This window comes from Mesorhizobium sp. (assembly GCF_041661565.1).
Classification (GTDB): Bacteria; Pseudomonadota; Alphaproteobacteria; order Rhizobiales; family Rhizobiaceae; genus Mesorhizobium.
The window spans coordinates 14,651-39,265 of sequence record NZ_JBAZUD010000030.1 but is presented as its reverse complement, the minus strand read 5'-3'; the positions used below and the strand labels follow the sequence as shown (position 1 = coordinate 39,265).

General features: G+C 64.2%; 23 protein-coding genes. 11 read left to right on the top strand and 12 right to left on the bottom strand.

The genetic code is table 11. The features are described from left to right. Both WC739_RS08040 and WC739_RS08035 read left to right on the top strand, forming a co-directional pair. Window positions 1-353, top strand: a 353-nt coding sequence (locus WC739_RS08040; protein WP_372952491.1) for a helix-turn-helix domain-containing protein, incomplete at its 5' end; no start/stop codon positions are given. A 74-nt stretch (window positions 354-427) separates the two neighbouring features. Then, complete coding sequence (locus tag WC739_RS08035) at window positions 428-2,515, top strand: PAS domain S-box protein (RefSeq protein WP_372952490.1); 2,088 nt, start codon at window positions 428-430, stop codon at window positions 2,513-2,515. Window positions 2,516-2,632: 117 nt separating this feature from the next. Here WC739_RS08035 and WC739_RS08030 read toward each other — a convergent pair whose 3' ends face one another. Next, entirely contained in the window at window positions 2,633-3,043 is a 411-nt protein-coding gene (locus WC739_RS08030) for a hypothetical protein (RefSeq protein ID WP_372952489.1), read from the bottom strand. A gap of 454 nt (window positions 3,044-3,497) precedes the next feature. Between WC739_RS08030 and WC739_RS08025 the strand changes: the two genes are divergently transcribed. Further along, window positions 3,498-4,700 (top strand): aromatic ring-hydroxylating dioxygenase subunit alpha, encoded by a 1,203-nt coding sequence (locus WC739_RS08025; RefSeq protein WP_372952488.1) that lies wholly within the window; start codon window positions 3,498-3,500, stop codon window positions 4,698-4,700. Window positions 4,701-4,764: 64 nt separating this feature from the next. Here WC739_RS08025 and WC739_RS08020 read toward each other — a convergent pair whose 3' ends face one another. Further along, entirely contained in the window at window positions 4,765-5,409 is a 645-nt protein-coding gene (locus WC739_RS08020) for a TetR/AcrR family transcriptional regulator (RefSeq protein ID WP_372952487.1), read from the bottom strand. A gap of 89 nt (window positions 5,410-5,498) precedes the next feature. Here WC739_RS08020 and WC739_RS08015 point away from each other — a divergent pair, with 89 nt between their 5' ends. Further along, window positions 5,499-6,530: an aldo/keto reductase gene (locus tag WC739_RS08015; RefSeq protein WP_372952486.1), complete on the top strand. Its 1,032-nt coding sequence runs from the start codon at window positions 5,499-5,501 to the stop codon at window positions 6,528-6,530. Between the two features lie 58 nt (window positions 6,531-6,588). On the opposite strand, the gene WC739_RS08010 is transcribed toward WC739_RS08015, so the two are convergent. Then, on the bottom strand, window positions 6,589-8,007 hold the full coding sequence (locus WC739_RS08010; RefSeq protein WP_372952485.1) for an aminotransferase: 1,419 nt from the start codon (window positions 8,005-8,007) through the stop codon (window positions 6,589-6,591). Between the two features lie 337 nt (window positions 8,008-8,344). Between WC739_RS08010 and WC739_RS08005 the strand changes: the two genes are divergently transcribed. Genes WC739_RS08005 through WC739_RS07995 form a run of 3 tightly spaced genes read left to right on the top strand, consistent with a single transcriptional unit; the run spans window position 8,345 to window position 11,203 of the window. Then, window positions 8,345-9,262, top strand: coding sequence for an ABC transporter permease (locus WC739_RS08005; RefSeq protein WP_372952484.1), 918 nt, complete (start codon window positions 8,345-8,347; stop codon window positions 9,260-9,262). Next, window positions 9,259-10,083, top strand: a complete 825-nt coding sequence (locus WC739_RS08000; RefSeq protein WP_372952483.1) for an ABC transporter permease — start codon at window positions 9,259-9,261, stop codon at window positions 10,081-10,083. The genes WC739_RS08005 and WC739_RS08000 overlap by 4 nt, the downstream gene beginning before the upstream one ends. Window positions 10,084-10,129: 46 nt before the next feature. Next, window positions 10,130-11,203: an ABC transporter ATP-binding protein gene (locus tag WC739_RS07995; RefSeq protein ID WP_372952493.1), complete on the top strand. Its 1,074-nt coding sequence runs from the start codon at window positions 10,130-10,132 to the stop codon at window positions 11,201-11,203. Here WC739_RS07995 and WC739_RS07990 read toward each other — a convergent pair. From WC739_RS07990 to WC739_RS07970, 5 genes are all read right to left on the bottom strand, one after another. Beyond that, window positions 11,167-12,477: a flavin monoamine oxidase family protein gene (locus WC739_RS07990; protein WP_372952482.1), complete on the bottom strand. Its 1,311-nt coding sequence runs from the start codon at window positions 12,475-12,477 to the stop codon at window positions 11,167-11,169. The two genes, WC739_RS07995 and WC739_RS07990, sit on opposite strands and share 37 nt — an antisense overlap. Continuing rightward, window positions 12,474-13,550 (bottom strand): extracellular solute-binding protein, encoded by a 1,077-nt coding sequence (locus tag WC739_RS07985; protein WP_372952481.1) that lies wholly within the window; start codon window positions 13,548-13,550, stop codon window positions 12,474-12,476. The genes WC739_RS07990 and WC739_RS07985 overlap by 4 nt, the downstream gene beginning before the upstream one ends. 107 nt (window positions 13,551-13,657) lie before the next feature. Beyond that, window positions 13,658-14,740 carry an ABC transporter substrate-binding protein gene (locus WC739_RS07980; RefSeq protein ID WP_372952480.1) on the bottom strand — a complete coding sequence of 361 codons (1,083 nt, stop codon included), beginning with the start codon at window positions 14,738-14,740 and terminating at the stop codon, window positions 13,658-13,660. Window positions 14,741-14,773: 33 nt separating this feature from the next. Beyond that, entirely contained in the window at window positions 14,774-15,481 is a 708-nt protein-coding gene (gene betI, locus WC739_RS07975; RefSeq protein WP_372952479.1) for a transcriptional regulator BetI, read from the bottom strand. 6 nt (window positions 15,482-15,487) lie between these two features. Continuing rightward, the gene (locus WC739_RS07970; RefSeq protein ID WP_372952478.1) at window positions 15,488-16,288 is read right to left on the bottom strand and encodes a class I SAM-dependent methyltransferase; all 801 of its coding nucleotides are present in this window, start codon (window positions 16,286-16,288) and stop codon (window positions 15,488-15,490) included. A 201-nt stretch (window positions 16,289-16,489) separates the two neighbouring features. On the opposite strand from WC739_RS07970, the gene WC739_RS07965 reads away from it, so the two are divergent. From WC739_RS07965 to WC739_RS07950, 4 genes are all read left to right on the top strand, one after another. Beyond that, entirely contained in the window at window positions 16,490-18,109 is a 1,620-nt protein-coding gene (locus WC739_RS07965; protein WP_372952477.1) for a phytoene desaturase family protein, read from the top strand. Continuing rightward, window positions 18,096-19,661: a phytoene desaturase family protein gene (locus tag WC739_RS07960; protein ID WP_372952476.1), complete on the top strand. Its 1,566-nt coding sequence runs from the start codon at window positions 18,096-18,098 to the stop codon at window positions 19,659-19,661. Before WC739_RS07965 ends, WC739_RS07960 begins: the two co-directional genes overlap by 14 nt. 210 nt (window positions 19,662-19,871) lie before the next feature. Next, the gene (locus tag WC739_RS07955; RefSeq protein ID WP_372952475.1) at window positions 19,872-21,107 is read left to right on the top strand and encodes an aminomethyltransferase family protein; all 1,236 of its coding nucleotides are present in this window, start codon (window positions 19,872-19,874) and stop codon (window positions 21,105-21,107) included. Window positions 21,108-21,109: 2 nt separating this feature from the next. After that, entirely contained in the window at window positions 21,110-21,370 is a 261-nt protein-coding gene (locus WC739_RS07950; protein WP_372952474.1) for a hypothetical protein, read from the top strand. A gap of 56 nt (window positions 21,371-21,426) precedes the next feature. Here the strand turns inward: WC739_RS07950 and WC739_RS07945 are convergent, their stop codons facing one another. The 4 genes from WC739_RS07945 to WC739_RS07930 all read right to left on the bottom strand — a co-directional run bounded on the left by WC739_RS07945 (window position 21,427) and on the right by WC739_RS07930 (window position 24,479). Beyond that, window positions 21,427-22,485 (bottom strand): dipeptidase, encoded by a 1,059-nt coding sequence (locus WC739_RS07945; protein WP_372952473.1) that lies wholly within the window; start codon window positions 22,483-22,485, stop codon window positions 21,427-21,429. Window positions 22,486-22,619: 134 nt separating this feature from the next. Beyond that, entirely contained in the window at window positions 22,620-22,919 is a 300-nt protein-coding gene (locus WC739_RS07940) for a GNAT family N-acetyltransferase (protein WP_372952472.1), read from the bottom strand. 2 nt (window positions 22,920-22,921) lie between these two features. Next, complete coding sequence (locus WC739_RS07935) at window positions 22,922-23,542, bottom strand: alpha/beta hydrolase (protein ID WP_372952471.1); 621 nt, start codon at window positions 23,540-23,542, stop codon at window positions 22,922-22,924. Window positions 23,543-23,546: 4 nt separating this feature from the next. Then, a complete protein-coding gene (locus tag WC739_RS07930) occupies window positions 23,547-24,479 on the bottom strand; it encodes a VOC family protein (RefSeq protein ID WP_372952470.1) in 933 nt (310 codons plus the stop codon). Window positions 24,480-24,615: the final 136 nt, after the last annotated feature.

The following is a 24,615-nucleotide window of genomic DNA, read 5'->3' as shown; positions in this document are numbered from 1 at the left end:
GGCCGCTGCAGAAAAAGGCGAAGACTGACCGTCGTTCCCTGGCTTTCGGTCCGTTCCTGGCCGATCTCGACGGCCGGCTTGTGACCGGCGCCAATGGCACGGTGATCGACATGGCCAAGAGCGAATTCGACGTCCTGGAAGTTTTCCTGACCCGGGCCAACCGGTTGCTGACGCGCGCCGCGATCTCCGAGGCGATCGGTTTCACGGAGGATCCGGAATCATCGCGCGCCGTCGACATTCGCATCATGCGCCTGCGCAAGAAAATCGAGGCGGATCCCGCCAATCCAAAATTCCTGCGCACGGTGCGCGGCGAAGGTTATATCTTCTCGCTGCCGACCGGCGACGGCAACTGAGCATCGAGATCGGCGAGGTGGGGTTGCCGCCATTGGCGCCGATTGAAGTGGCATGACCTGGAATGACGGCCAGAATGAGCGCTGAACCAGCGGGCACGGAGATGCAAGGCACCCGGCAGGGCGCGGCGATGGCCGCCGTGCGCGTCGTTCGCCGGCTGCGCGAGGCCGGCGACTGGCAGCGCGAAACGGATAGTATCCTGGAGACGCTCTGCCGGGCCATGGATTGCCAACGTGGCATCCTGTTCCGCCTGCGCGAACTGCCCGGCCAGGGTTTCGCCCAGTCGGTCGCCGCCTATTGGATCAATCCGGCTTTCGGGGGTGAGCTGGCGTCTCCGACGGTCATCATGCAGTCGGTCGTCAATTCCGATCCATTGCTGGAACGGCTGGCCGAGGACGAACGGCAAGGCAAGATCTTCGCCGGCCATACACGCGACCTGGAAGGTTTTCTGCGCACCGACTTCGAGAAGCAGGGCATCAAATCGTTTCTGTCGGTGTCGGTCTTCGCCCACGGCCATCTGTGGGGGACGTTGGCGGTCAATGACTGCGTCCATGAGCGCGAGTGGACCGATGAGGAAGAGGCGACGCTGCACATCATCGCGCTCGCCATCGGCGATGCCATCGAACGATCGCCCTCCGATGCCCATGCCAGCGAAGTCATTCGCCGCACCATGCTGCAGGCCTCGCTCGACGCCATCATCGTCATCGACGAGACCGGTTCGATCATCGAATTCAACCCGGCCGCCGAGAAGATGTTCGGCTTCGCGCGCAGCGATATTCTGGGCAAGGACCTGCTCGACACGGTCGTGCCGGAATATTACCGCAAGGGCTATTCGTCCGGGGCCGAATACATGTCCGGCCGCGGTGCGCCGATGGTCGGTCACCGGCTGGAGACGGTGACCCAGAACGCCGCCGGCGAGGTGTTCCCGATCGAGTTGACGGCGACCGAAATGCGGGTTGCCGATCGCCGCCTCATCTTCGGCTCGATCCGCGACCTGCGCGACAAGTTGCGCGCCGAGGAGGAGATCGGCCGCCAGCGCGAAAAGCTGCACCAGAACGAGAAGATGGCGGCGATGGGGTCGTTGCTCGCCGGCGTCTCGCACGAACTGAACAATCCATTGGCCGTGGTGGTGGCGCAGTCGACGCTGCTGCACGAATTCGCCTCCGACCCGCAGACCAAGGTTCGTGCCGAGAAAGTGCGCGCCGCCGCCGAGCGGTGCGGCCGCATCGTCAAGAGTTTCCTCTCCATGGTCCGCCTGCACCCCGCGGCGCAGGCCGAGACCGACCTCAACCAGGTGATCCGCGCCGCGCTGGAAGTGACCGCCTATGGCGCGCGGTCGAGCGGCATCGTCATCGACACCGATTTCGCCACGGGCCCACTGCTGGCGATGGCCGATGCCGACCACGTGACGCAGGTGGCCGCCAATTTCCTCATCAACAGCCAGCATGCGCTTGCCGGCATCGCCGGGGAACGGCAGATCAAGGTGCGGACGTTCCGCAGCGAGCGTGGCAATCCCGGCTTCTCGGTGGAGGACAATGGCCCCGGCGTGCCGGAAGCGATACGCGGGCGCATCTTCGAATCCTATTTCACCACCAAGCCGGTGGGTGTCGGCACCGGTATCGGCCTGTCGATCTCGAAATCGATCATCGAGCGGCACAATGGCAATGTCTGGTTCGAGGAAGTGCTGCCGAAAGGCGCGCGTTTTGTCGTGCAGTTGCCGGCCATCGCGACCGGCATTGCCGCAGCCGGCGAAAACCAGCCGCGTTCGAGCGGCCTGCGCCATGCCCTGATCATCGACGACGAGCCCGATGTCGCCGGGTCGCTTTCCGATATTCTCGAATTGATGGGCATCAAGTCACGGATCGCGCCCGGCTGGGACTCGGCGGACACCACCTTGAGTGGCCATATGCCGCCGGACATTGTCTTTTCGGACCTGCGTATGCCAGGCACGGGGGGCATGGCGATCTATCGCGAACTGCTTGCCGAAAGGCCGGGACTGGCGCGGCGCTTCGTGCTGGTCACCGGCGACCTGATCGGCGCCAAGGCCGAGATCGAGGCGCTGCCGGCGCGGCAGCGGCCGCAGATCCTGGAGAAGCCGTTCAGCACGCTGGATGTGCGCAGCGTGCTGTCGGCCATAGCCGAACAGGCGGCTGTGGAGGGATAAAAAACGGCTCCCGACCGACTGAGGGCGGGAGCCGAGGAGAGCGCTGGAGGAAGCGCTCGGGGAGGTCAGGGCATCATCCCGAATTGGGAACAGCTTTCGGATCATGCCTTGGCAAGATCAGAAAATGTTGGGTGTGGTGGCCAGCGGCGCGACATTGGCGATTATGCGGATCGCGCGGGTCTTGCGCGTCCCGGATTGCTCGGCGATGGCGCGCAGGCAGTCCATGCTCTCGGCGCCCCAGGACTGCCCCTTGCAGGCGAAATCGATCGCCGGCATCGGCAGGCGCGCGGTCCTGATCGTCGTTGGCGCGCCATCGACGACGTTGGCCGGCGGGTTCAGCGAGGCGAAGGCCGGCCCGACCGTCGGTGCGAGCGCCATGCCGGCGAAGGCGCAACCAGCCAGCACCATGTACATCGCCATGGGGTGGTCGCTGCCGCGCTGCCGCAGCGCCAGCTTCGGGCGGCGATCACCGCGTTGCGGAGCCTGGAAGCGGTGCTCGCCGCTGTTCGGGTGTGTTTTCGCATGCATCGCCATTCCCTTCGTCGATCTTCTTTTTGTGATGAAACGAACCTAGTCGCACTTTGTAACGACGCGAAGATGGGACCGAGCGATTGATGTAACCGGTTCGAAACGGCTTACTTGCCGGCCGTTCGAGCCGCGCCCGCCATGCTGTCAGGCGCGTTCAATGCAGTGTCGGCAGCGGCTGCTCGTGCGCGGCCAGCCGGAGAGACAAGATCGATGGTCGTCAATGCGGCCTGTCCTGTCCGCCGGGCGGCGTCGCGAACTCCCTCAGGGCAGGGCCACGACAACCTGTCTAACACCCGGATACTCCGTGATTTTTTGGTTGTCTGGCCCCGCCGATTGCGTGTGAAAATGACGCGCGCATGACACCGCGGAATAGCCCCGATGTTCACAAGCCATTGCATTTCAATGCGAAATATGATTTTATTGAATGAGTATTCAATAAAAAGAAGAGACGGACATGAACCCGCACCTGCGTGACGTGGCGATCCCCAACGATTGGGACCGGAGGGGCTTGCCGGGCTGGAGTTACCATTCCGATGCCCTTCTCGAACTCGAGAAGGAACATGTTTTCCGCAACCATTGGCAGATCGTCGGCCATGTTTCCGACATTCCGGACGCCGGCGACTATTTGACCATGGACGTCGTCGGAGAGCGCGCGCTGGTCGTGCGCGGCAAGGACGGTGTCGTGCGCGGTTTCAACAACATGTGCCGCCACCGCGGCAGCCGCGTCGTCGCCGACAGCCAGGGCAATTGCAAGAACGCGCTGGTGTGCCCGTTCCACGGCTGGGTCTACAATCTCGACGGCACCTTGCGCGGCGCCGCGCGGCCGCGCTCGTTCCCAGACCTCGACAAAACCGAGTTCGGCCTGATGCCGCTCGACCTCGAAGTCTGGATGGGCTTCATCTTCATCCGATTCCGCAAGGGCGGCCCTCAACCCTCGGTCGCCGAACTGATGAAACCGATCGAAACAGAATTCGCGCATTACAAAGCCGCCGACATGGTGCCGTCCTGGGGCATCTGGAACCAGAAGACGCCGGTCAACTGGAAGTCGGTGCGCGATGTCGACAATGAGGGCTATCACGTCGCCATGGCGCATCCGGCGCTGCAGGATCTCTATGGCGCGACCTATTTCGACGAGCCGTTCATCAACGGCGTGTCGCGCTCCTTCGCCACCTACAACCCGCATGCCGGCCGCCGCTGGAGCGTCAGGAACTACGTCAAGATCGCGCCCGAGCCGGCGCATCTGCCGGACCATCTGAAGAAGGCCTGGGTCTATTACGGCATCTTCCCCAACGCCGTCATTTCGGTGATGCCGGAATCGGTGCAATTCTACCAGGAGTTTCCGCTGTCGACCGGCGAGACCTTGCTGCGCGGCGCCATCTATCGCTACCGCGACGAAAGCCGCGAACAGGCCGCCGCCCGCTACCTGTCCTTCCGCATCGACCGCGACACCATGTCGGAAGACGTCCAGCTTTCGGTGTGGTCGAACGAATCCATGCTGTCCGAAGCCTTCGAGGGCTTTTACCTCTCGGACCTCGAATATGGCGTGCGCACCCATCACGACCATCTGCGCAAGATGCTGCCGGTGCTCGGGCTGGAGACCGCGCCCGATGAAAAGGACATGTGGAATTTGAACGACGCGCTCAGGTCGCGCTCGTAGACGAGGCGCGTCCGGATCACGCGCTCACTTCAGGAATAAGCACAACGTTGCGGTTGCCAGTTCGCTACGGCGACTTCGCGCCGTGCCGCAGCCCATCGACAAGCAGTGCGACCATGCGTTCGGCACGGCCGCTTCCGACGTTGTGGGCTGACATGCACAGGCTGGCCACAGCGCCCAGAAGCTCGTCGGCATCGACATCGGGCCGAACCGTGCCAGCGGCGGTAGCCGCCTCCAACAATTTGCGCAGGGCTGGCCGCAGCCGCTGGTCGAAGTAACCCGGCAGAGTGTCGAACGCCGGATCCCCGGAGTGCAGCGCCTTCGCCAGCCCGCGCTTGGCAGCAACGAAGGCCGTGTATCGCTGCATCCAGGCCGCCAGCGCTTCGAAGGGCGCGTGCTTGGCCGACAGGACCGCCGCAGCATCGGCGCAGGCGTCGATTTCGCGGCGGAAGACCGCGGCGACCAGATCGGAACGCTGCGGAAAGTGGCGGTAGACGGTGCCGATGCCGACGCCGGCCTTCTCCGCGATCTCGCGCACGGGCGCGTCCACCCCGGCACTGGCGAAGACCGCCATGGCCGTCTGCAGCAACGTGTCGAGATTGCGCCGCGCGTCTGCGCGCACGCGCTGCTCCGGCTGGTTCGAAGGCTCGAGGCCACTTTTGGAATCGTCTGTCCTGCCCGTCACGTTATACCCGCTTGATAAACGGAACATTGTTCCGTATAAAGCGGAATACCGTTCCGGTTAGACCGGGTAGCACAGTCGGGCGGCATTGGCCACAGCCATAAACCAAGGAGAAAATCATGCAGTATCGCGCGCTGGGACGAACCGGCATCAAGGTCAGCCCCTACTGCCTGGGCGCCATGATGTTCGGCGGATTGGGAAATCCCGACCACGACGACTGCATCCGGATCATCCACAAAGCCTTGGATTCAGGCATCAACTTCATCGACACCGCCGACCGCTATAGCCGTGGCGAATCTGAGGAGATCGTCGGCAAGGCGCTGGAAGGCCGGCGCGACAAGGTCGTGCTGGCCACCAAGGTGCACGGCCCCATGGGCGAGGACCCTAACAGCCAGGGCAACTCGCGACGCTGGATCGTTCAGGCACTGGAAGCGTCGCTGCGCCGCCTGCAGACCGATCATATCGATCTCTATCTCGTTCATCGGCCGGCGCCTGATACCGACGTCGAGGAAACCCTGTCCGTGCTCACCGACCTGATGCGCGCTGGCAAGGTGCGTGCGATCGGATCCTCGACCTTTCCCGTCTCCGAGATCGTCGAGGCGCAGTGGACCGCGGAGCGGCGCGGGCTCGCCCGTTTCCGTACGGAACAGCCGCCCTACTCGATCCTCGACCGCGGCATCGAGCGCGAAGTGCTTCCCGTCTGCGAGCGCTACGGAATGGGAGCGATGGTCTGGAGCCCATTGTCCAAGGGGTTGCTCACCGGGCGCTACCGCAAGGGCCAGCCCCAGCCCGACAGCCTGCGCGTGAAATACATGCCGAGGCAAATGTCCGATGAGCGCAGCCTGGACGCGGTCGAGCAACTCATCCCGCTGGCCGAAGAGGCGGGCCTATCGCTCACCCACATGGCGATGGCTTTCGTGATGGCTCATCCAGGCGTGACGTCGGCCATTCTCGGGCCGCGCACCATGCCGCATCTCGACGATCTGCTTGCCGGCGCCGAAATTCGCCTCGGCGATGACATTCTCGACCGGATCGACCAGATCGTCCCGCCCGGAACGGACGTGGGCCTGAACGAAGCCAACTACAACCCGCCAGCCATCCTCCAGCCCGCACTGCGGCGTCGGCCCGCCAGCGAACGCGCCGCCGCTTGAAATCCAGAGCCGCGTCATTCAGCGAATGGGGGCCGCCCTCCGCTCAGGGAGAGGGATTTCACCCCCGCCACACGCCTTCCTTGCGCAGATCGTCCATCGTGCGCGAAATGCCTTCGCGCAGGATGTCGACCATGTCGTCGATCTGCTCGCGGGTGATGATCAACGGCGGCGACATCACGCACATGTTGATCAGCGGCCGCACCAGCAGACCGAGTTCGTGGCAGTGCGCGTCGATGCGCTTGCCGACATCCTTGTCGAGCTGCAGCGGATCCTTGCTTTCGCGGTCCGCAACGCATTCGACGCAACCCATCAGCCCCATGCCCCGCACCTCGCCGACCAGCGGCAGCTCTTCCAGGGTCTTCAGTTGCGCCTGGAAATAGGGCGCGACCTCTTGCGTGTGGGCAAGCACGTCCTCCTCCAGCAGATCGAGGTTTTTCAGCGCCACGGCGCAGCCGATGGGATGGCTGGTGTAGGTCAGGCCATGGCCGAACATCGCATCGGGGTGGTTCGACCGGCGCAATTCCTCAAGCAGGCGTTCCGAGATGATGACGCCGCCGAGCGGGAAATAGCCAGAGGTGACGCCCTTGGCGAAAGTGATCATGTCCGGATCGATCCCGAATACGTCGCCCGAGGCAAAGACATGGCCGAGCCGGCCAAAGGCCGTCACCACCTCGTCGGAGACATAGAGGATATCGTTCTCCCAGCAGATCTCGCGGATGCGCTTGAGATAGCCATCCGGCGGTATGACGACGCCGCCGGAGGCCTGCACCGGCTCGCCGACAAAAGCGCCGATCCTGTCGGCGCCGATGCGCGCGACCGTGTCGCGGAACTGATCGACCAGGAAATCGGTGAAGGCGGCAAGGCTCATGCCCTGCGGACGGCGGAACGGATCTGGCGAGGACAGCTTGACCACCAACTCGTCGGCGCCGTCCATCCAGTCGCGGTCGCGCGGCCGGCCGTTGAGCGAAGCGGAAAGATAGGTCGAGCCGTGATAGGCGCCGCCCCGGCTGAGGATCAGCTTCTTCTCCGGCCGTCCCCGGACATTGTTGTAGAATTGCATGAAGCGCAGCGCCGTCTCGACGGCCGAAGAGCCGCCCGTGGTGTAGAAGACGTGGCTGAGATCACCCGGTGCGTGCCCGGCGATGCGCTTGGCAAGCTCCGCAGAGGGTGCGTTCATCGTGTACCAGGGCGTGTTGTAGGACAGCGCCATCGCCTGGTCGTACATCGCCTTGGCGAGTTCCTCGCGGCGGTGGCCGACATTGACGCACCACATGCCGGCGGGCCCGTCGATCAGCCGCTTGCCGGAGCTGTCGGTGATGTAGATGCCGTCGCCCTCGCCGATCAGCGCGCGAGCCTCCGCGCCGACAGAGCCGGCATAGGGCCAAGGCTGGATCAGATGGCGCTTGCCCAGTTCGATCGCATCGTCACCGCCGACCTCGGTGGTTTCCCTCGCTCTCAGATCCCGTACAGCCGCCATCATCGCCTCGCATGCCCAGTGACAAAACTCCATCAAGACGAAGGTCGGCGCCAAGCTCTGAAAATGCCGGCTTTCTTCACTTCATTTTGAATGGTCGTTCAATCAATATCGCAGAATTAGCGCTTGATTTCAATGCGCGGATGCGCGCATGATCAAAGAAAGCCGGCAAGCTAGGGGCGCGACCAGCAAAAGCGGTCACCGGTTTTGCGGTCGATCGCGCTCCAAAACAAAATTGGGAACAGGCAGCCGGCGCCAGCACGATGGGATGCCGCATGGCGGGACAGTCCAGGCCAGCAACCGAGATCATGCCCGGAGCCCTGCCCTCCGGAGCTTTGCAATGACGGTAGCCGCGGAAGGGTCGCTCCCGTTGCGCATGACGCGGGCCAGACGAAATGCCCTTCTGCGGTCCGAACCCGTCCAGGGCCTCGCCTTGATCAGCCCAACCCTTATCTACGCCCTCATCCTTCTGGTGCTGCCGATCCTCGTGGTCATCGCGCACTCCTTCTGGACGCAGCACTATCTCACCATCGACCGCACCTTCACGCTGGAGAACTACCGCGTCGCGCTGACCGAGCCCATCTACCGCGACCTGTTGTGGCGCTCGCTCTACATCTCCCTGACGGTCAGCCTGCTCACCGTCCTGTTGGCCTATCCGATCGCCTATTTCATTTCCTTCCATGGCGGCCGCCACAAGAGCCTCTGGCTGTTCCTCATCACCATCCCGTTCTGGACCAGCTACCTGTTGCGCGTGATGTCGTGGAAGGTCATCCTCGGCTATAATGGCGTGCTCAATTCCGGCCTGATGGGCCTCGGCATCATCGACGAACCGTCGACGGCGCTGCTCTACAATTCGACCGCCGTCATCATCACGCTCACCCATGCCTGGGCGGCCTTCGCCATCCTGCCGATCTTCGTTTCGCTGGAAAAGGTCGACCGAACACTGGTCGAGGCGGCAACGGACCTTGGCGACGGCCCGTTGCGTTCTTTCCTGCGTGTCACCTTGCCGCTGTCGGCGCCCGGCGTCATCTCGGCGGCGCTGATCGTCATGATCCCGACCGTCGGGGACTATGTCACGCCCAAGCTGGTCGGCGGCAAGGACGGCGTCATGATCGCCAACGCCATCCAGGCGCAGTTCGGCAAGGCCTCCAACTGGCCGCTTGGGGCTGCCCTGTCCGTCACCACCATGGTCATCGTGACGCTGATGGCGGGCGCCACGGTGCTGGTCATCCGCGCCGTGCAAAGGCTGGCGCGATGACGGCGGTGCGGCGCTTCCTGTCCGGCGGCTGGCTGCCGGCCTATGCATTCCTCTACGTCGTCTTCCTCTATCTGCCTGTCATCTTCTTGCCGATCTTCTCGATCAACACGGCGGCGACGCCGAAATTTCCGCTCTCCGGCTTCACCCTGCATTGGTACGAGGACCTGCCCCGCACGCCGGCCCTGCTCGACGCAGCCTGGAACAGCCTCGTCGTCGGAGTGTCAGCCGCGATCCTGTCCACCGTCCTCGGCATCCTCGCCGCCCGTTCGATCACCCGCTACCGCTACCCCGGCCGCCGAACCATCAACGGCCTCATCATGGCTCCGCTGGTGCTGCCCGAGGTGATCGTCGCCATCTCGATGCTGCTGGTGATGCTGCAATTGGGCTTGAGCCTGTCACTGTTCACCGTCGTGCTCGGCCATGTGCTGGTCTGCATCCCCTATTCGATGACCGTGCTGACCTCTGGGTTCGAGGGCTTCGACCGCAGCCTGGAGGAAGCCTCCGCCGATCTCGGCGAGAGCGCCTTCGGCACCTTCCGGCGGGTGACGCTCCCAATGGTGGCGCCGGCCATCATCTCGAGTCTGCTGGTCTGCTTCACCATCTCGCTCGACGAATTCATCATCGCCTTCTTTCTCACCGGCACCGAGGCGACGCTGCCGATCTACATCTGGGGCCAGTTGCGCTTCGCGGCGAAGCTGCCGGGCGTGCTGGCGCTGGGCACGCTGCTGCTCGTCGCCTCCTTCCTGCTGATGACGATTGCCGAAATCCTGCGTCGCCGCGCGGCCAGACGCACCCAGAACGAGGGAGGCCTCTATGCCTGAGCAGCCGCAGCCATCGCCGGCCGATCGGCCACATTCCGACCGGGCCATGATCGAGATCCGCAACGTCACCCGCAGCTATGGGGCGTTCAAGGCGCTGGACGACGCTTCGCTCACCATCAAGGAGGGCGAGTTCTTCTCCCTGCTCGGCCCATCCGGCTGCGGCAAGACCACGCTGCTGCGCATGATCGCCGGCTTCGACAACCCGACCAGCGGCTCGATCTCGGTTGACGGGCAATCCATGGAAGGCATCCCGGCCAACCGCCGGCCGACCAACATGGTGTTCCAGAGCTACGCGATCTTCCCGCATCTCAATGTCGAGCAGAACGTTGCTTACGGCCTGAAGCGGCTGAAGCTGCAGGGCGGCGAGGAGAAGCGCCGCGTCGAGGAGGCGCTGGCGCAGGTCTCGCTCACCGGCCTCGGCAAGCGGCTGGCCACCGAACTGTCCGGCGGCCAGCGTCAGCGCGTCGCCCTCGCCCGGGCGCTGGTGATGCGCCCCAAGGTCCTGCTGCTCGACGAACCGCTCTCGGCGCTCGACAAGAAGCTGCGCGAGCAGATGCAGGTCGAACTGCGCCGCCTTCAGCAGGCTGTCGGCATCACCTTCGTCCTGGTCACCCACGACCAGTATGAGGCGCTGGCCATGTCCGACCGCATCGCCGTGATGTTCGGCGGCAGAATAGCGCAGGTCGCCACGCCCAAGGAAATCTACCAGCGGCCGGTCAACCGCCAGGTCGCCGACTTCCTCGGCGGCATGAACTTCGTCAAGGCCGAGATCGTCGAGGAGAACGGCGCCTCGCTGGTCGTCGACACGCTGGGCTTCGGCAGGATCAAGACCGACAAGCCAAAGGCTTTCGTGCGCAATGGCGGCGCGGCCACGCTCGGCATCAGGCCGGAACGCCTGCGCGTGCTGTGGGACAATGCGACGGCCAAGTTCGAGGTCGCCGGCAAGGTCGTCGAACGCCACTATTTCGGCGAGATCACCCATCTGATCGTCGAGATCCCGGGGCTGGAGAAACCGTTGTCGGTCACCGAGACCAACGATTTCGGCGCCGACGATATCCCGGTCGGCACCTCGATCCGCCTCGCCTATGACCCCGAGGCCCTGGTGGCGATGGCCGACTGAAGCTCCGCCACGATTTTATGCGCGGCGATGCGTCCGGCGACGATGGCGCCTTCGATGTAACCCGGAAATGAAGGCGACAGCTCGGAACTTGCGAAATGCACTGGTGGCGCGCCGGCCAGAAGCGTTCGCTCGGCATCCCTCGCCGTCACATCGACGATGAGGTCGCTGTAGGCGCCGCCACTCCAGCGGTCGCCCGTCCAGTCGCGAATGCTGATATCCAGTATCTCGGCCGCGTCAGGTCCAAGCGCTCGCGTCAGCCTTGCCGTCACTTCGCCGCGCAGCACCGCGTCCCCGGACCCACGCCACCGCAGCGCCAGCGGTCCGCCGACAAAGACGACGAGCGCCGCATGGTCCCCATCCATGCCGGCGTCGCAGGCAAACAGGCCCGGTGGGTCGCGCCACATCACCATCCCGCTCAGGCCGCGCTCGCGCCAGAATGGTTTGGCGTAGCGCAGCAGCAATTTGATCGCCATGCCGCTCTCCCAGACGCCGAGTGCTCTCTCTGTCGTCGCCGGCAAGGCGGGCGCGAAATCGAGCTTCGAGGCCGTCACCGGGGGCAAGGCCATCAGTGCCGCCCGCGCCGCGATCGTGCCATTGGCCGAAGTGACGCGAACACCGTCCTGCCCATGTTCGATGCGAAAGACCGGCTCATACCGCCGCACCCGTCCGCCAAGATCGCCGGCAAGATCCTCGGCCAGCGACTGCATGGTCTCGCGCAGAAAATACTGCAGTTCCGGCACCTCGTTGGTAACGCGCCGGTCATTGTCGATCAGGTACCAGAGCGGCACCTTTTCCAATGCCAGGCACCATAGGCCTTCGATCATCGAACGGAAGGCGCCCTTTGCGTCTTCGGGATCTTGCTGGCTGTCGAGCCAGGTCGCCACGGTCAAGCCGGCAATGGCTGGATCATCGGGAGAGATCGAATTCATGCGCTCGCGAATCGCCATTGAGGCGAGATAGGTTCGCTCGGCCGCGGCCTCGCTCATCGCTGGTTGTGCCAGGAATTCGCCGTCGACATAGGTCTCGACCAGCGTCTTGCCGTAAGCCTCGACCAGGGCCATCAGCTCCGGCATGTCCTGGCACAGGAACTGGCCGCCGCTGTCGATACGCTCGCCCAGCCCATTCTGTCTGGCCTCGACGCGCCCGCCGACGCGGTCGCGTGCCTCGAGCAGCAGGAAGTCGACGCCGGCCGCCTTCAGCGCATGCGCCGCCGACAGGCCGGTGAAGCCGGCGCCGACGATGACGACATCCGTTCGCTCGAATTCGGTCTTCAATAGCCGGCCTTGATCTTCTCGAACTCGGCGATCATGCGCTGCTTGAGGTCGGGCGCCACCGGCTGCTGGAACAGTGTCTTGTCGAGAAACGTGTCGAGATTGTCGAAGCCGCGGTCGGCCAGCACCGTATGGTCGATGGCGGCCATGCCGGCACCGTTGCCATGGCCGTAGCCGAAGGTCTTGACCATGTAGTCCGAGACGCCGGGTGCGTTGACCGCGCTCAGGAAATCATAGGCTTCATCGAGCTTGCCCGGCGCATCCTTCATCAGCACATAGCCGCACACCCAGGTCGAAATGCCTTCCTTGGTGCCGCGGTTCATTGCGATCGGCATGCCCTGCCCCTTCAGCGTGACGAAGGTTTCGTTCCAGCCCCAGACGAGATCGACCTCATTGCCGATAAACGCCTGGTTGAGGTCGGTGTCGTCGGTCCAGTAGAAGCGGATGTTCTTGTGCACATCGCGCAGGAAGGCGGACGCCTCCTTGAACTGCGCGTCCGTCATCTGGGTCCAGTCCTTGAGCCCGATGACCAGGCTTGCCAGCGCATAGGCGTCGTCGACATTGTCGCCGATGGTGACGCGGCCCTTGAACTTCGGATCGGCGAAGATCCGCAGCGACTGCGCCTCATCGGCCGTCACTTTGTCGGTGCGGTAGAGGAGCGAGGTATTGCCCCAGTCGAAAGGCATGAACCAGGCCTTGCCGTCGGCGGTGGTGGCGAGGTCCTTCATCGCCATGATGCCGGGATTGAGGTCCTTCCAGCCTGATATCCTCGAAGTGTCGAGCGGCTGCAACATGCCGGCCTCGCGCCATTTGACCACGCTTTGCGAACAGGGGTGCGCAACGTCCGCCTTGTACCCGGCCCGCATCTTCTCGAAGGCTTCATCCTCGTCGCCGAAGAAGGCGAAGGTCGGCTCGGCGCCGTATTTGGCGGTGTAGGCGGGATGCAGCAGCGGATCCTCGTAGCCCGACCAGTCGAACACCACGAGATCGCCGCCACCCTCCGCCCAGGCATGGACCGCGCCGGCGCTGATCACGCATGCGACGGCAAGGGCAAGGCGCCCAGGATATGACGTCATGGCACGGACTCTCCATCGCGAAAGCTGCCGCGAGCTTAGGCGAAATCGGCCTGGTTGGCGAGCCTGTCCGCCCGTCTGTCGACGGGCGGACGGCAAGCGACGCGATCTCAGTAGCCGGCTTTGATCTTTTCGAATTCGGCGATCATCTTGAGCTTGAGGTCGGAAGGCACCGGCGACTGGAACAGGGTCTTGTCGACGAATTTCTGCACGTCGTCATAGCCCTTTTCCTTCAGGACCGCCTGGTCGACGCCGGCCATGCCCTTGGCATTGGCCTGGCCATAGCCCCAGTCCTTGACCAGCACCTTGGCGGTCTCCGGATCGTTGACGGCGTTCAGGTAGTCATAGGCCTTGTCGATGTTGCCGGGCGCGTCCTTGAACAGCACGTAGCCGCACACCCAGGTCGAGATGCCTTCGTCGGTGTCCTTCTTGGACTTGATCGGCACGCCCGCGGCGACCGATTGCACCGTCGCGTCGTTCCATGCCCAGGCGAGATCGACCTCGCCGCCGCTCAGCAATTGCACGACATCCGTGGTGTCGGTCCAGTAGGATCGGACATTCTTGTGCACCTGGCGCAGGAAGTCGGAGGCCTGCTTGAACTGGTCGTCCGTCATCTTGGTCCAGTCCTTGAGGCCGATGGCGAGGCTGGCCAGCGCATAGGCGTCGTCGACATTGTCGCCGATCGACACCCGTCCCTTATACTTCGGATCGGCGAAAGCTTTCAGCGAGTGGACGTCCTTCTCGTCGATCTTGGAGGAGTTGTAGGTCAGCTGCGTGTTGCCCCAGTCCCATGGCATGAACCACGCCTTGCCGTCATCGGTCGTGGCGAGATTTTTCATCGCCATGATGCCGGGATTGAGGTCCTTCCAGCCTGATATCTTCGACGTGTCGAGCGGCTGCAGCAGGCCCGCCTCGCGCCATTTCACCACGCTTTGCGAGCAGGGATGGCCGAGATCGGCCTTGAAGCCGGAGCGGACCTTTTCGAACGCCTCGTCCTCGTCGCCGAAGAAGGCGAAGGTCGGCGAGTCGCCGTTCTTCTCGACATATTTCGGGTGGAAGCTCGGGTCCTCGTAGCCGGACCAGTCGAACACGATCAGGTCCTTGTCGGCGGCGACAGCCAGCGCTGCGGCCGAAGCGGCCAGTGTTCCAGCCAGTGCCAGGGTCAGTGTCAGGCGTCGGGTCAGTGTCTTCATGTCTGTTCCATCCTCTGTGGTGTTCCGGTTTTCTTATGGTTTGGCAGGGGCCTTCAGCGGGTAATGTTTCGGGAATGCGACCGACAGGAACTCATTGGCCGCCTGCAGGGCGGTTTCGCGGGTGGTGTCCTCGGTGCCCATCATCAGCCGCAGCCACAATCCCTCCAGCATGGCGCTGAGCGCCAGCGCCATGACCTGCGGTTCGTAGACATAGCCACCGCTCTGCTTGAGCGCCGCGCACAGGTCGATGAAGATGGTCTGATAGACGGCATCGCGGGCGCTGCTCAGCGCCTGGTAGGTCGGCCGAGACTTGGCCTCGCCCCAGAAGGCGCACCAGGCGGCGAGCTTGCGCTTGTTGCAGATCGAGCGGTCGAAATCGGCGGAGACCAGGGCGTGGAGCTGGTCGGCGGGCTCGTCCCCCGCCTTCTGCAGGGCGCTGCGCCAATGCGCCGAATACTCGTCATACATATACTGCAAGGTGGCGATGAGCAGCTTTTCCTTGCTCTCGAAATGGAAGTTGACGATGCCACGCGACAGGCCGGCGCCGTCGGCCACATCGGCCATCGTGGTCTCCGAATAGCCGCGCTTCGCCAGTGAATCGATCGTCGCCTCGATGAGTTGAAGCTGCCTGACCTCCTTCGAGGCCTTGCGTCCGCGCTTTTCGGCTTCGGCCTTGCGCGCCGGCTCAAGGAGCGCTTCCCTGGCGTCTGCTGTCTTCATGCGCGTGATCGTCTCCAGCATCGCCGGCTATCCCTTGGCATCCGGCTTCCACCCGCGAAGATGAGTGGGACGGTGCTCGCCACTGTCAAGCACCTTCTGCATGGCCTCCCAGGTTCGGATGTTCTTGTCGACATAGGCCGGCCCGACCGCCGCGGCCACGGCCGAATAGAGCGGCCCCTTCAGCCTTTCCAGTTCACCCCTGGCGACGTCGCGGTACCAGGGATTGCGGTCCCTGACGCTGACATCGGCAAAGCCGGCGCCGCGCATCGCCTGCACGTAGCGGCGTGGCGATGCCATGGCGAAGGACAGGCCCTCGGCGGCGACATACGCCTTCATGTCCGGCGACGGTTCGCCGTCATGCGAGATCATCCAGTTGGAAGCCGCGAAGACACCGCCCGGTTTCAGCACCCGGAAGATCTCGGCGAACAGCGCGTCCTTGGCGGGTACATGCAGCAGGGCATCCTTGGAGAAGACGACGTCGAAGGAACTGTCGGCGAAAGGCAGCGGCCCGGGCGGCGCCTGGACGAAGCTGGCGCGATCCGTCAGTCCGCGCGCGGCAGCCCTTTGCCTGGCCGCCTCGATCACCGGCTGTTCGACATCGAAGCCGGTGGCGTGGGCGGCGCCATGGCGCTCGATCAGGTGGAGCGTGATGCCGCCGGAGCCGCAGCCAATGTCGAGGATTGTCTTGCCGGCGGGCGAAAGCCCCTCCACCACCCTGTCGACCTCGTCCGGCCCGCCCGGCGACAGATAGCCATCGCCCCACAGCGCCTCCAGGAAGCGGATGGCGATGTCATCATACTCCGGCTCTGCGTCTGCCGTTTCGATCATCGAACCTCGATCCCCAATCGAATGAATGCCCAGTCCGAACGCCGGCAAAGCCTATCGTGTGAGAAGGAAAACGCAACATCATTTGTTGAACATTCATTCAGTACGGCTGGACAAAACACCACCCTCCATGCCAAATTCCATGCTGTTGGGAACAGATCACGCAAAAATGAAGAGCAGGTCGCGCATGAGAGCTCGGCAAGAATGAAAGCCTGGGATGCGATCGTCATCGGCGGCGGGCATAACGGGCTGGTCAATGCCTGCTATCTGCAGCGCGCCGGGCTCGATGTGCTGGTCGTTGAGAAGAACGACTGGGTCGGCGGAGCCGCCACCAGCAGGGAATTGACGCCGGGTTTCCTCTACTCAAACTGCTCCTATGTCTGCTCGCTGTTCCGGCCCGAGATCATGCGCGATCTCGAACTGCCGCGCTTCGGCCTGCAGGTGATCTCCTATGAAGGCGGCGCGGTGTTCACGCGCGACGGCGATTACCTCGCCAACTACCGCGACCATGACGCCCACCGGCGCGAGTTCGCCCGTTTCTCGAAGCGCGACGCCGAAGCCTATGACCGCTACGCCCGCGACGTGACGCGGCAATGCCGGTTCATCCAGCCGCTCCTGATGCGCACCGCGCCCGACCCGACCAGCCTGCGGCCGCGCGATCTTGGCGAACTGCTCTATCTCGGCAAGAAGTTCGCGGGCCTCTCGGCGCAGGAAATGGCGCTGACGCTGCGCTTCTGGACGATGTCGATCTCGGAGTTCCTCGACGAATATTTCGAGACTGATGTCATCAAGGCGAACTTCGCTTTGTCCGGCATCATCGGCACCGCGCTCGGGCCGATGTCGCCCGGCACCGCCTATGTGCTGCTGCACCACTATATGGGCGAGGTCGACGGTTCGGTCGGCGCCTGGGGCTATGCGCGCGGCGGCATGGGCGCGGTCACCAAGGCGCTCGCCGCGTCGTTCAAGGCATCGGGAGGCACGATCCGCACCGGCGCCGAGGTCGACCATGTGCTGGTCAGCCGGGGCAAGGCCAAGGGCGTCGTGCTGGCCGGCGGCGAGGAGGTCTACGGCAAGCTCGTCGTCTCCAATGCCGACGTCAAGCGCACCTTCCTCAAGCTGGTCGAGGAAAAGGAACTGCCCGACATCTTCCTGCGCCGGGTCAGGAATTTCAAGATCCGCGGCTCGTCGGGCAAGGTCAACATCGCGCTGGATTCGCTGCCGGAATTTCCGGCGCTGCCGAAGGATTCGCCGGTCTATCGCGGCGACATGCATTTCACCGATTCGATGGAGCGCATGGAGCGCGCCTATGACGACTGGAAGGCCGGGCGCTGGTCGGCCGACCCCTTCCTCGACATGGTCATTCCGACGACTCTCGACCCGACCATGGCGCCGCCCGGCAAGCACTTCATGAGTTGCTTCGTGCAATACGCGCCGCCGAAGGTGAACGGCCGCGAGTGGACGGACGCCGACCGCGACGGCTTCGCCGAAAGCGTGATTGCGCAGATCGCGGAATACTCGCCGGGCTTCCGCGACCGCATCGTCCACATGGAGGTGCGCACGCCGCGCGAGATCGAGGCCGAGGTCGGTCTGACCGAAGGCAACATCTTCCAGGGCGAACTGACCTTCGACCAGCTCCTGTTCAACCGTCCGGTGCCGGGCTACGCGCAGTATCGCTCGCCGGTTGGAGGGCTCTATATGTGCGGCTCCTCGACCCATCCGGGCGGTGGCGTCATGGGCGCGCCCGGCCGCAATGCGGCGGCCGAAATCCTGCGCGACCTCGCCAAATCGACCTCACATATGAGCCCGGCCCATGACGTCATTTGATTGCATCGTCATCGGCGGCGGTCACAACGGCCTCGTCGCTGCCGCCACGCTGGCGAAAGCCGGCCGCAAGGTGCTGGTTCTGGAGGCTGCAAGCGAAGTCGGCGGCGCCGCGCGCACAGAGGAATTCGCCCCGGGCTTTCGCGCCTCCTCCGTCGCTCATGTGCTGAACCGTCTGCATCCCGATGTCGTCAAGACACTGGAACTGGAGAAGCATGGGCTGCAGTTCAACCGTGCGGAGTTCCTACCGTCGGTTGCGCTGTCCAGGGATGGCCCGGCGCTTATGCTGCATGGCGCCTATGGCGAGGTGCTGACGGGCGCCAGCCCGTCGGAGCAATCAGCCTGGAAGGAGTTGCGCGCGCAATTGCTGCGCTATGCCGGTATCCTGAAGCCTTTCCTGTCGCGCCGTCCGCCCGATCTCGCCGGCATGTCGCTGCTGGAGACAGCCTCTCTCGGCCAGACCGCCCTGGCGCTGAAGAAACTCGGCAAGGAAGACATGCGCGACTTCCTGCGTGTGCTGCTGATGAATGTCGCCGACCTGCTCGATGAGCAGTTGGAGGATATCAGGCTGAAGGGCCTGCTCGCTTTCGACGCCACGCTTGGCAGCCATCTCGGCCCGCGCTCGCCGACCTCCCTGCTCGGCCTTTATTATCGCCTGGCCGGTGAGACAGGCGGGATGGCCGGCGCGCAGATCGTGCCGCAAGGCGGCATGGGCGCGGTTGTCAGTGCTATCCTCGCTTCGGCAGAGAAGGCCGGCGTCACCATCCGCGCTTCCTCTCCGGTGGCGAGGATCATCGTCGAGAAAGGCCGCGCCGTCGGTGTGACTCTCGACGCCGGCGAGGACCTGCGCGCCAGCACCATCGTCTCGGCCATCAACCCGGCCACCACCTTCCTCGACCTCGTCGGCCCGCGCGAAATCGACACCGGTTTCATGCGCAAGGTGAAGAACATCCGCATGAAGGGGGATGCGGCGAAGCTCAATCTGGCGCTCGACCGGCCGCCGCAATTCACCGGCGTCGATGCTGCCGGCCACAAGGGAAGGCTGGTCATGGCGCCGTCGCCCGATCATGTCGAGCGCGCCTTTAACCCGTCCAAATATGGCGAGTTCTCGCCCGCGCCGGTGATGGAGATCACGCTGCCCAGCCTTGCCGATCCGTCGCTCGCACCCGATGGAGCCTGCGTTCTCTCGGCCGTCGTGCAATACGCGCCCTACGCGCTGAAAGAAGGCTGGGACGTCGGAAAGCCGAAGTTCCGCGAGGCGGTCATGGCGCAGCTCGAGGCCTACGCGCCGGGCATCGGCAAGAGCGTTTTGCATGCCGAGCTCCTGACGCCGGCCGACATCGAGACGCGCTACCGCATGCCGGGCGGCCATTGGCACCATGGCGAATTGCAGGCCGACCAGATGCTGGTCTCACGCCCGGTCTCCGGCTGGTCAGGCTACGACACGCCGCTCGAAGGGCTGTTCCTGGCCGGCGCCGGCTCGCATCCAGGCGGCGGCGTCTCCGGGGCGCCGGGGCTGAATGCCGCGCGGCGTATCATTGCGATGAAGGGGTGATGTGATGTTTCACCTTGCCGAAGTGGCACCCTACGGCTCCCCCCTCTGTCCTGCCGGACATCTCCCCCACTTGTGGGGAGATCGGCAGTTTGCTCGATCGGCGCCTTCCTTCTACCGCCTGATATTGGCGAAATCGCCCGCGACAGCCAATCTCCCCCCTCGTGGGGGAGATGTCCGGCAGGACAGAGGGGGGCGCGAAGGAACGCCGTCATGAACCAGCAAGCGATCACCACCTCGTCAGCCAACCGGATCGCCGGCCAGGGCCATTTCCGCACGCTGCGTCTCGGCACGCCGTTCCAGCCGCGCATCGACGCGCTGGCCAGGACCCAGGACTGGTACAATTGGGCAGGCTACCGCGCTCCGCATTCGCTGTGGGACGAGGAGCTCGAATATTTCGCCATCCGCAGCCAGGCGGCGCTGTTCGACATTTCGCCGATGACCAAATACCGGATCGACGGACCGGATGCCGAAGCCATGCTCAACCGCGTCACGCTGCGCGATGTCGCCAAGCTCAAGCCCGGCCGCGTTCACTACACCGCATGGTGCGACGACGAGGGGTTTGTCCTCGACGACGGCACGCTCTTCCGGCTGTCGCCGACCGGCTTCCGGCTGTGCTCGCAAGAGCGGCATCTGCCTTGGCTTCTCGACAGCGCTTCGGGTTTCGATGTCACGGTCGATGAAGAGACCGAGGCCGTCGCCGGCCTCGCCGTGCAGGGGCCGACCTCCTTCGCCGTGTTGCGCGATGCCGGTTTCGCCGGCGTCGAGACATTGAAGATCTTCGATCTTGCCGATTTCCCGCACGATGGCGGCACCGTCACCATTTCACGCACCGGCTTCACCGGCGATCTCGGCTACGAACTGTTCGTGCCGGCCGACAAGGCGCTCAGCCTATGGGACCGGCTGATGCTTGCGGGCGAATTGCGCGGCATCCGGGCCATCGGCTACACCGCGCTCAACCGAGCCCGGCTCGAGGCCGGATTGATCGTGGCCAATGCGGATTTCACCACCGCCGAGCATGCCATCCGCGCCGACCGCTTGCGCATGCCCGACGAGATCGGGCTCGGCTTCATGGTCGATTCGGAGAAAGGCCATTTCAACGGCCGCCGCGCCATCTTGGAAGCACGAGCAAAACGCAGGTTGCGCCATGTGCTGGTCGGGCTGGAGATCGAAGGCAACATCCCGGCCGAACACGCCATCGTCTACCACAGGAAAAGCCGCGAGGTCGGCCTGGTCAGCGCCGCCATGTGGTCGCCGATGGCCAAGCGCAATATCGCCATCGCCTCGCTGGCGCGGCCATACGGCGATACCGTGGTGGACGACCTCTGGGTCGAGATCTATGCCATGCGCGAGCTGCAGTACCAGAAGCTGATGAAGCGGGCCAAGGTCGTGGCGCGACCGTTCATCAAGCTCGAGCGTCGCACCGCCAACCCGCCGGCGGATTTCTGACCATGGTGGACACCGACAAGCGGGACGACGACGGGGAAGCAGCCGAACAGTGGGAACTGGTCAACACGCCGCTCGGCGACAGATGGTCTGGCCGCACGCGCTATGCGGCCGCCATGTACTTCTACAAGCGCGGCGACATGACCGCCGAGACGCTGGAGGTCTACCGCATCTGCGCGCGGCTCGATTCGGAGAATCCGCTGCCCATCATCAGGGATCGCGGCGTCGGCAAGGACTGGCTGAAGCGCCTGGGCTTCGAGCTCTAACTCTTTGGTCTGACAATTCCGGACGGAAAACCGCACACGTTTCTCCTGGAATTGCCCTAACCGATCGTCCGCTCCAGCATATTCAACCAGTTGCGATAGGCGATCTTCTCGATCAGCGCACGGCCGAAGCCGCGTGCCGCCAGTGCATCGATGAGCTTCGGCAGGCCGCCGACGTCGCCGATCGGCGCCGGTATCATCGCGCCGTCGAAATCCGAGCCGAGCCCGACGCCATCCTCACCCAGCGCCTGCAGCAGGGAATCGACATGGTGCACCATGATGTCGAGGCTGGTATCGGCATTCATGCGGCCGTCCTCGCGCAGGAAGCCGGTGGCGAAGTTCAGCCCGACCATGCCGCCGGACTCGCGGATCGCGCCGAGCTGCCAGTCGGTGAGGTTGCGCGAATGGCCGCAGATCGCGTGGACGTTGGAATGAGTGGCAACCAGCGGCGCATCGCTGAGCGCGGCGACATCGCGAAAGCCCTTCTCGTTGAGATGCGAAAGGTCGATCATGATCTTGAGCTGGTTGCAGGCCTTGACCAGCGCCTTGCCGGCATCGGTCAGCCCCGGCCCGGTGTCGGGCGAGGACGGAAAGCGGAATGGCACGCCGTGGCCGAACGCGTTAGGTCGGCTCCAGACGATGCCGAGAGAGCGCAGGCCCGCCGCATGCAGCACGTCGAGCATGGTGAGTTCGGGATCGATCGCCTCGACGCCTTCGATGTGGAACACCGCCGCGATCGAGTCTTTGGCCATGGCGGCGCGCACGTCGCCTGCGCTCCGGCAGACGGTGAGTGCCCCGGCCCGTTCCAGCCGGAACAGGATCGAGGCCATCGCGATCGTCGACGTCAGCGCCTCATTGCGCGGCACCTCTGGAGGCAGCGGCTCGGCATCGCTCGGCGCCGGCGGCACGGCGCCGCGCCTGGCCTTCTCGACTGGCGGCGGAAAGATCGCGAACATGCCGCCGGCAAATCCCCCCGCCTTGGCGCGCGGCAGGTCGATATGGCCGCCGGACTGTCCCTCGATGAAGAGCTTTTCGACGTCCGCGTCCTTCGACTGGTAGAGCCTGAGCAGCGTGTCATTATGGCCGTCGAAGACGGGAACGAGGTCGGTTTCGGTCATCAGGGATCATTCACTTCGATTGGGCGGCGCGGTGCCTTGGATATACCTACTTAGGCAAGATGACGGGTAGGGGCAAATGCCAGATCCGTGTTACCAGTGGGACTGGCCGGTCCGACCGCCTTGCAGGGTTGGGCCTACTGCTTCAGCGCGTCCGCCCATTCCGGATGGCGCCGGAACTGCGCGGCGGCGAACGGGCAGAGCGGGATGATCTTCTTGCCAGCCGCACGCGCGTCCTCGACGGCGCGGGTGACGAGCCGAAGCCCGGCACCCTGGCCGCGAAAGGCATCCGGCACTTCGGTATGGTCGATGATGATCTGGTGCTCACCGACCTTGGTGAAGGTCATCTCGGCCTCGGCGCCGCCGGGTCCGCGCAGCACATAGCGCCCCTTGGAACCGCGATCCTCTAGTTCGATCTCGGGCAATTGGTCAGGCATCTCTACACTCCTTGGGCGGCACGGGCCAGAAAACGCCTGGCCGCCTCGATCTCGTTGGGCCGCACTTCGTGCCCGCCTTCATGCCATTCCACTGTGACATCGGCGCCATCGGCACGCAAATAGGCTTCGAGCCGTGCGGTCAGGTTCGGCGGGCAGATCGGATCGCGTTTGCCGGCGGTCACCAGGATGTGGCGGCCGGCAAGAGTGCCGTCGATCTCCGGTTCGAAAGGGATCAACGGATGCATCAGCACGCAGGCATCGAACAGCGATGGCACGCCAAAGACCACCGAGGCCAGGATGTTGGCGCCGTTGGAATAGCCAAGGCCCAGCACCGCCGACGGCTTCGCCGCCTCGACATGCGCCTTGACGAAACCAGCCATCTTGTCGGCCGCCCTGGCCAGGTCGTCCATGTCGTAGACGCCCTCGCCGGTGCGGCGGAAGAAGCGCCCGGCCCCATGTTCGGACACATCGCCGCGCGGCGAGATGATGGTGGCCCGGGGCGCAAGATCGCGCCCCAGCGAGACAAGCTGGTTCTCGTCGGCCCCCGTGCCATGGAAGACGAAAAGCAGCGGACCGCCCGGCGAACCGGGCAGTGCCTTGTGGATGTAAGCGTCCATGCTCATGGCTTCAGCCTTCCAGCTTCTGCAGATGCTGTTCGAGATACGGCCGCAGATGCTGGTGCTGGGTTGGCAGCTTCAGCGCCTCGCCCAGATGCGCAGTGTCCTCATCCCTGTCGAAGCCCGGCTCGTTGGTGGCGACTTCGAACAGCACACCGCCCGGCGTGCGGAAGTAGATCGCCCAGAAATAATCGCGGTCGATCACCGGCGTCACGCCGTAGCCGGTATCGGTCAACGCCTTGCGTACTTCGAGCTGCCTGGCGCGGTTCTCGACGGCGAAGGCGACATGGTGGACCGAGCCAGCGCCCAGATCGGCGAAGCGCGCTCCCGGCAGCGACTCGATGTCGATGACATCGGCGCCATTGCCGTTCTTCACTGCAAGCCGCCTGATCGTGCCGGACTTGTCGATCTCCTCATAGCCCATGAATTTCAAAAGCTCCTCGGTGGCGCCGCCATCCTTCAGCCTGAGCGACACGGAATGGAAGCCACGGATCGCCTCATCGGCGGGGATGCCGCCCTTTGCCCATGGCGCCCTGGTGTCGGACTTGTCCTCGACCAGCGCGAAACCGTCGCCGTCGGGACCGGCAAAAGCCAGCCGCTTGTCTCCGAATGTCTCTTCGCGCGACAGGCCAGTGACGCCCTCGTCGGCGAAGCGCTTTTCCCAATAGCCGAGCGTGCCTTCCGGCACGGAGTAGACCGTGGTGCCGACTTCGCCGACGCCGTGACGGCCCTTGCCGATGTTCGGAAATGGGAAGTAAGTCATCACCGAGCCAGGCGTGCCGGCCTCGTCGCCATAATAGAGGTGATAGACGTCGGGGGCGTCGAAATTCACTGTCTTCTTGACCCGGCGCTGGCCGAGTTTCCTGGTGAAGAAGTCATTGTTCTGCCGGGCATCGCTGGCCATCGAGGTGACGTGATGCAGGCCCTTGATCTGGTCGAGCATTGTCTTGCTCCTTCCCTTTGTGCTTTTGCGGCCCTTGCCGCTGTCCACGCCAATATGAGGACGCATGCGCCTGCGGCAAAGGCGGCAAACACGGAATGGACTGTGCTGTAAAAGTGAACAATGACGCCGCATTTGT

Bases quoted from the DNA above. Each gene is read 5' to 3' on its own strand.
- WC739_RS08035 (WP_372952490.1), top strand. From the start codon at position 428: ATGAGCGCTGAACCAGCGGGCACGGAGATGCAAGGCACCCGGCAGGGC.
- WC739_RS08030 (WP_372952489.1), bottom strand. From the start codon at position 3,043: ATGCATGCGAAAACACACCCGAACAGCGGCGAGCACCGCTTCCAGGCT.
- WC739_RS08025 (WP_372952488.1), top strand. From the start codon at position 3,498: ATGAACCCGCACCTGCGTGACGTGGCGATCCCCAACGATTGGGACCGG.
- WC739_RS08020 (WP_372952487.1), bottom strand. From the start codon at position 5,409: ATGTTCCGTTTATCAAGCGGGTATAACGTGACGGGCAGGACAGACGAT.
- WC739_RS08015 (WP_372952486.1), top strand. From the start codon at position 5,499: ATGCAGTATCGCGCGCTGGGACGAACCGGCATCAAGGTCAGCCCCTAC.
- WC739_RS08010 (WP_372952485.1), bottom strand. From the start codon at position 8,007: ATGGCGGCTGTACGGGATCTGAGAGCGAGGGAAACCACCGAGGTCGGC.
- WC739_RS08005 (WP_372952484.1), top strand. From the start codon at position 8,345: ATGACGGTAGCCGCGGAAGGGTCGCTCCCGTTGCGCATGACGCGGGCC.
- WC739_RS08000 (WP_372952483.1), top strand. From the start codon at position 9,259: ATGACGGCGGTGCGGCGCTTCCTGTCCGGCGGCTGGCTGCCGGCCTAT.
- WC739_RS07995 (WP_372952493.1), top strand. From the start codon at position 10,130: ATGATCGAGATCCGCAACGTCACCCGCAGCTATGGGGCGTTCAAGGCG.
- WC739_RS07985 (WP_372952481.1), bottom strand. From the start codon at position 13,550: ATGACGTCATATCCTGGGCGCCTTGCCCTTGCCGTCGCATGCGTGATC.
- WC739_RS07980 (WP_372952480.1), bottom strand. From the start codon at position 14,740: ATGAAGACACTGACCCGACGCCTGACACTGACCCTGGCACTGGCTGGA.
- betI (WP_372952479.1), bottom strand. From the start codon at position 15,481: ATGCTGGAGACGATCACGCGCATGAAGACAGCAGACGCCAGGGAAGCG.
- WC739_RS07970 (WP_372952478.1), bottom strand. From the start codon at position 16,288: ATGATCGAAACGGCAGACGCAGAGCCGGAGTATGATGACATCGCCATC.
- WC739_RS07965 (WP_372952477.1), top strand. From the start codon at position 16,490: ATGAAAGCCTGGGATGCGATCGTCATCGGCGGCGGGCATAACGGGCTG.
- WC739_RS07960 (WP_372952476.1), top strand. From the start codon at position 18,096: ATGACGTCATTTGATTGCATCGTCATCGGCGGCGGTCACAACGGCCTC.
- WC739_RS07955 (WP_372952475.1), top strand. From the start codon at position 19,872: ATGAACCAGCAAGCGATCACCACCTCGTCAGCCAACCGGATCGCCGGC.
- WC739_RS07950 (WP_372952474.1), top strand. From the start codon at position 21,110: ATGGTGGACACCGACAAGCGGGACGACGACGGGGAAGCAGCCGAACAG.
- WC739_RS07945 (WP_372952473.1), bottom strand. From the start codon at position 22,485: ATGACCGAAACCGACCTCGTTCCCGTCTTCGACGGCCATAATGACACG.
- WC739_RS07940 (WP_372952472.1), bottom strand. From the start codon at position 22,919: ATGCCTGACCAATTGCCCGAGATCGAACTAGAGGATCGCGGTTCCAAG.
- WC739_RS07935 (WP_372952471.1), bottom strand. From the start codon at position 23,542: ATGAGCATGGACGCTTACATCCACAAGGCACTGCCCGGTTCGCCGGGC.
- WC739_RS07930 (WP_372952470.1), bottom strand. From the start codon at position 24,479: ATGCTCGACCAGATCAAGGGCCTGCATCACGTCACCTCGATGGCCAGC.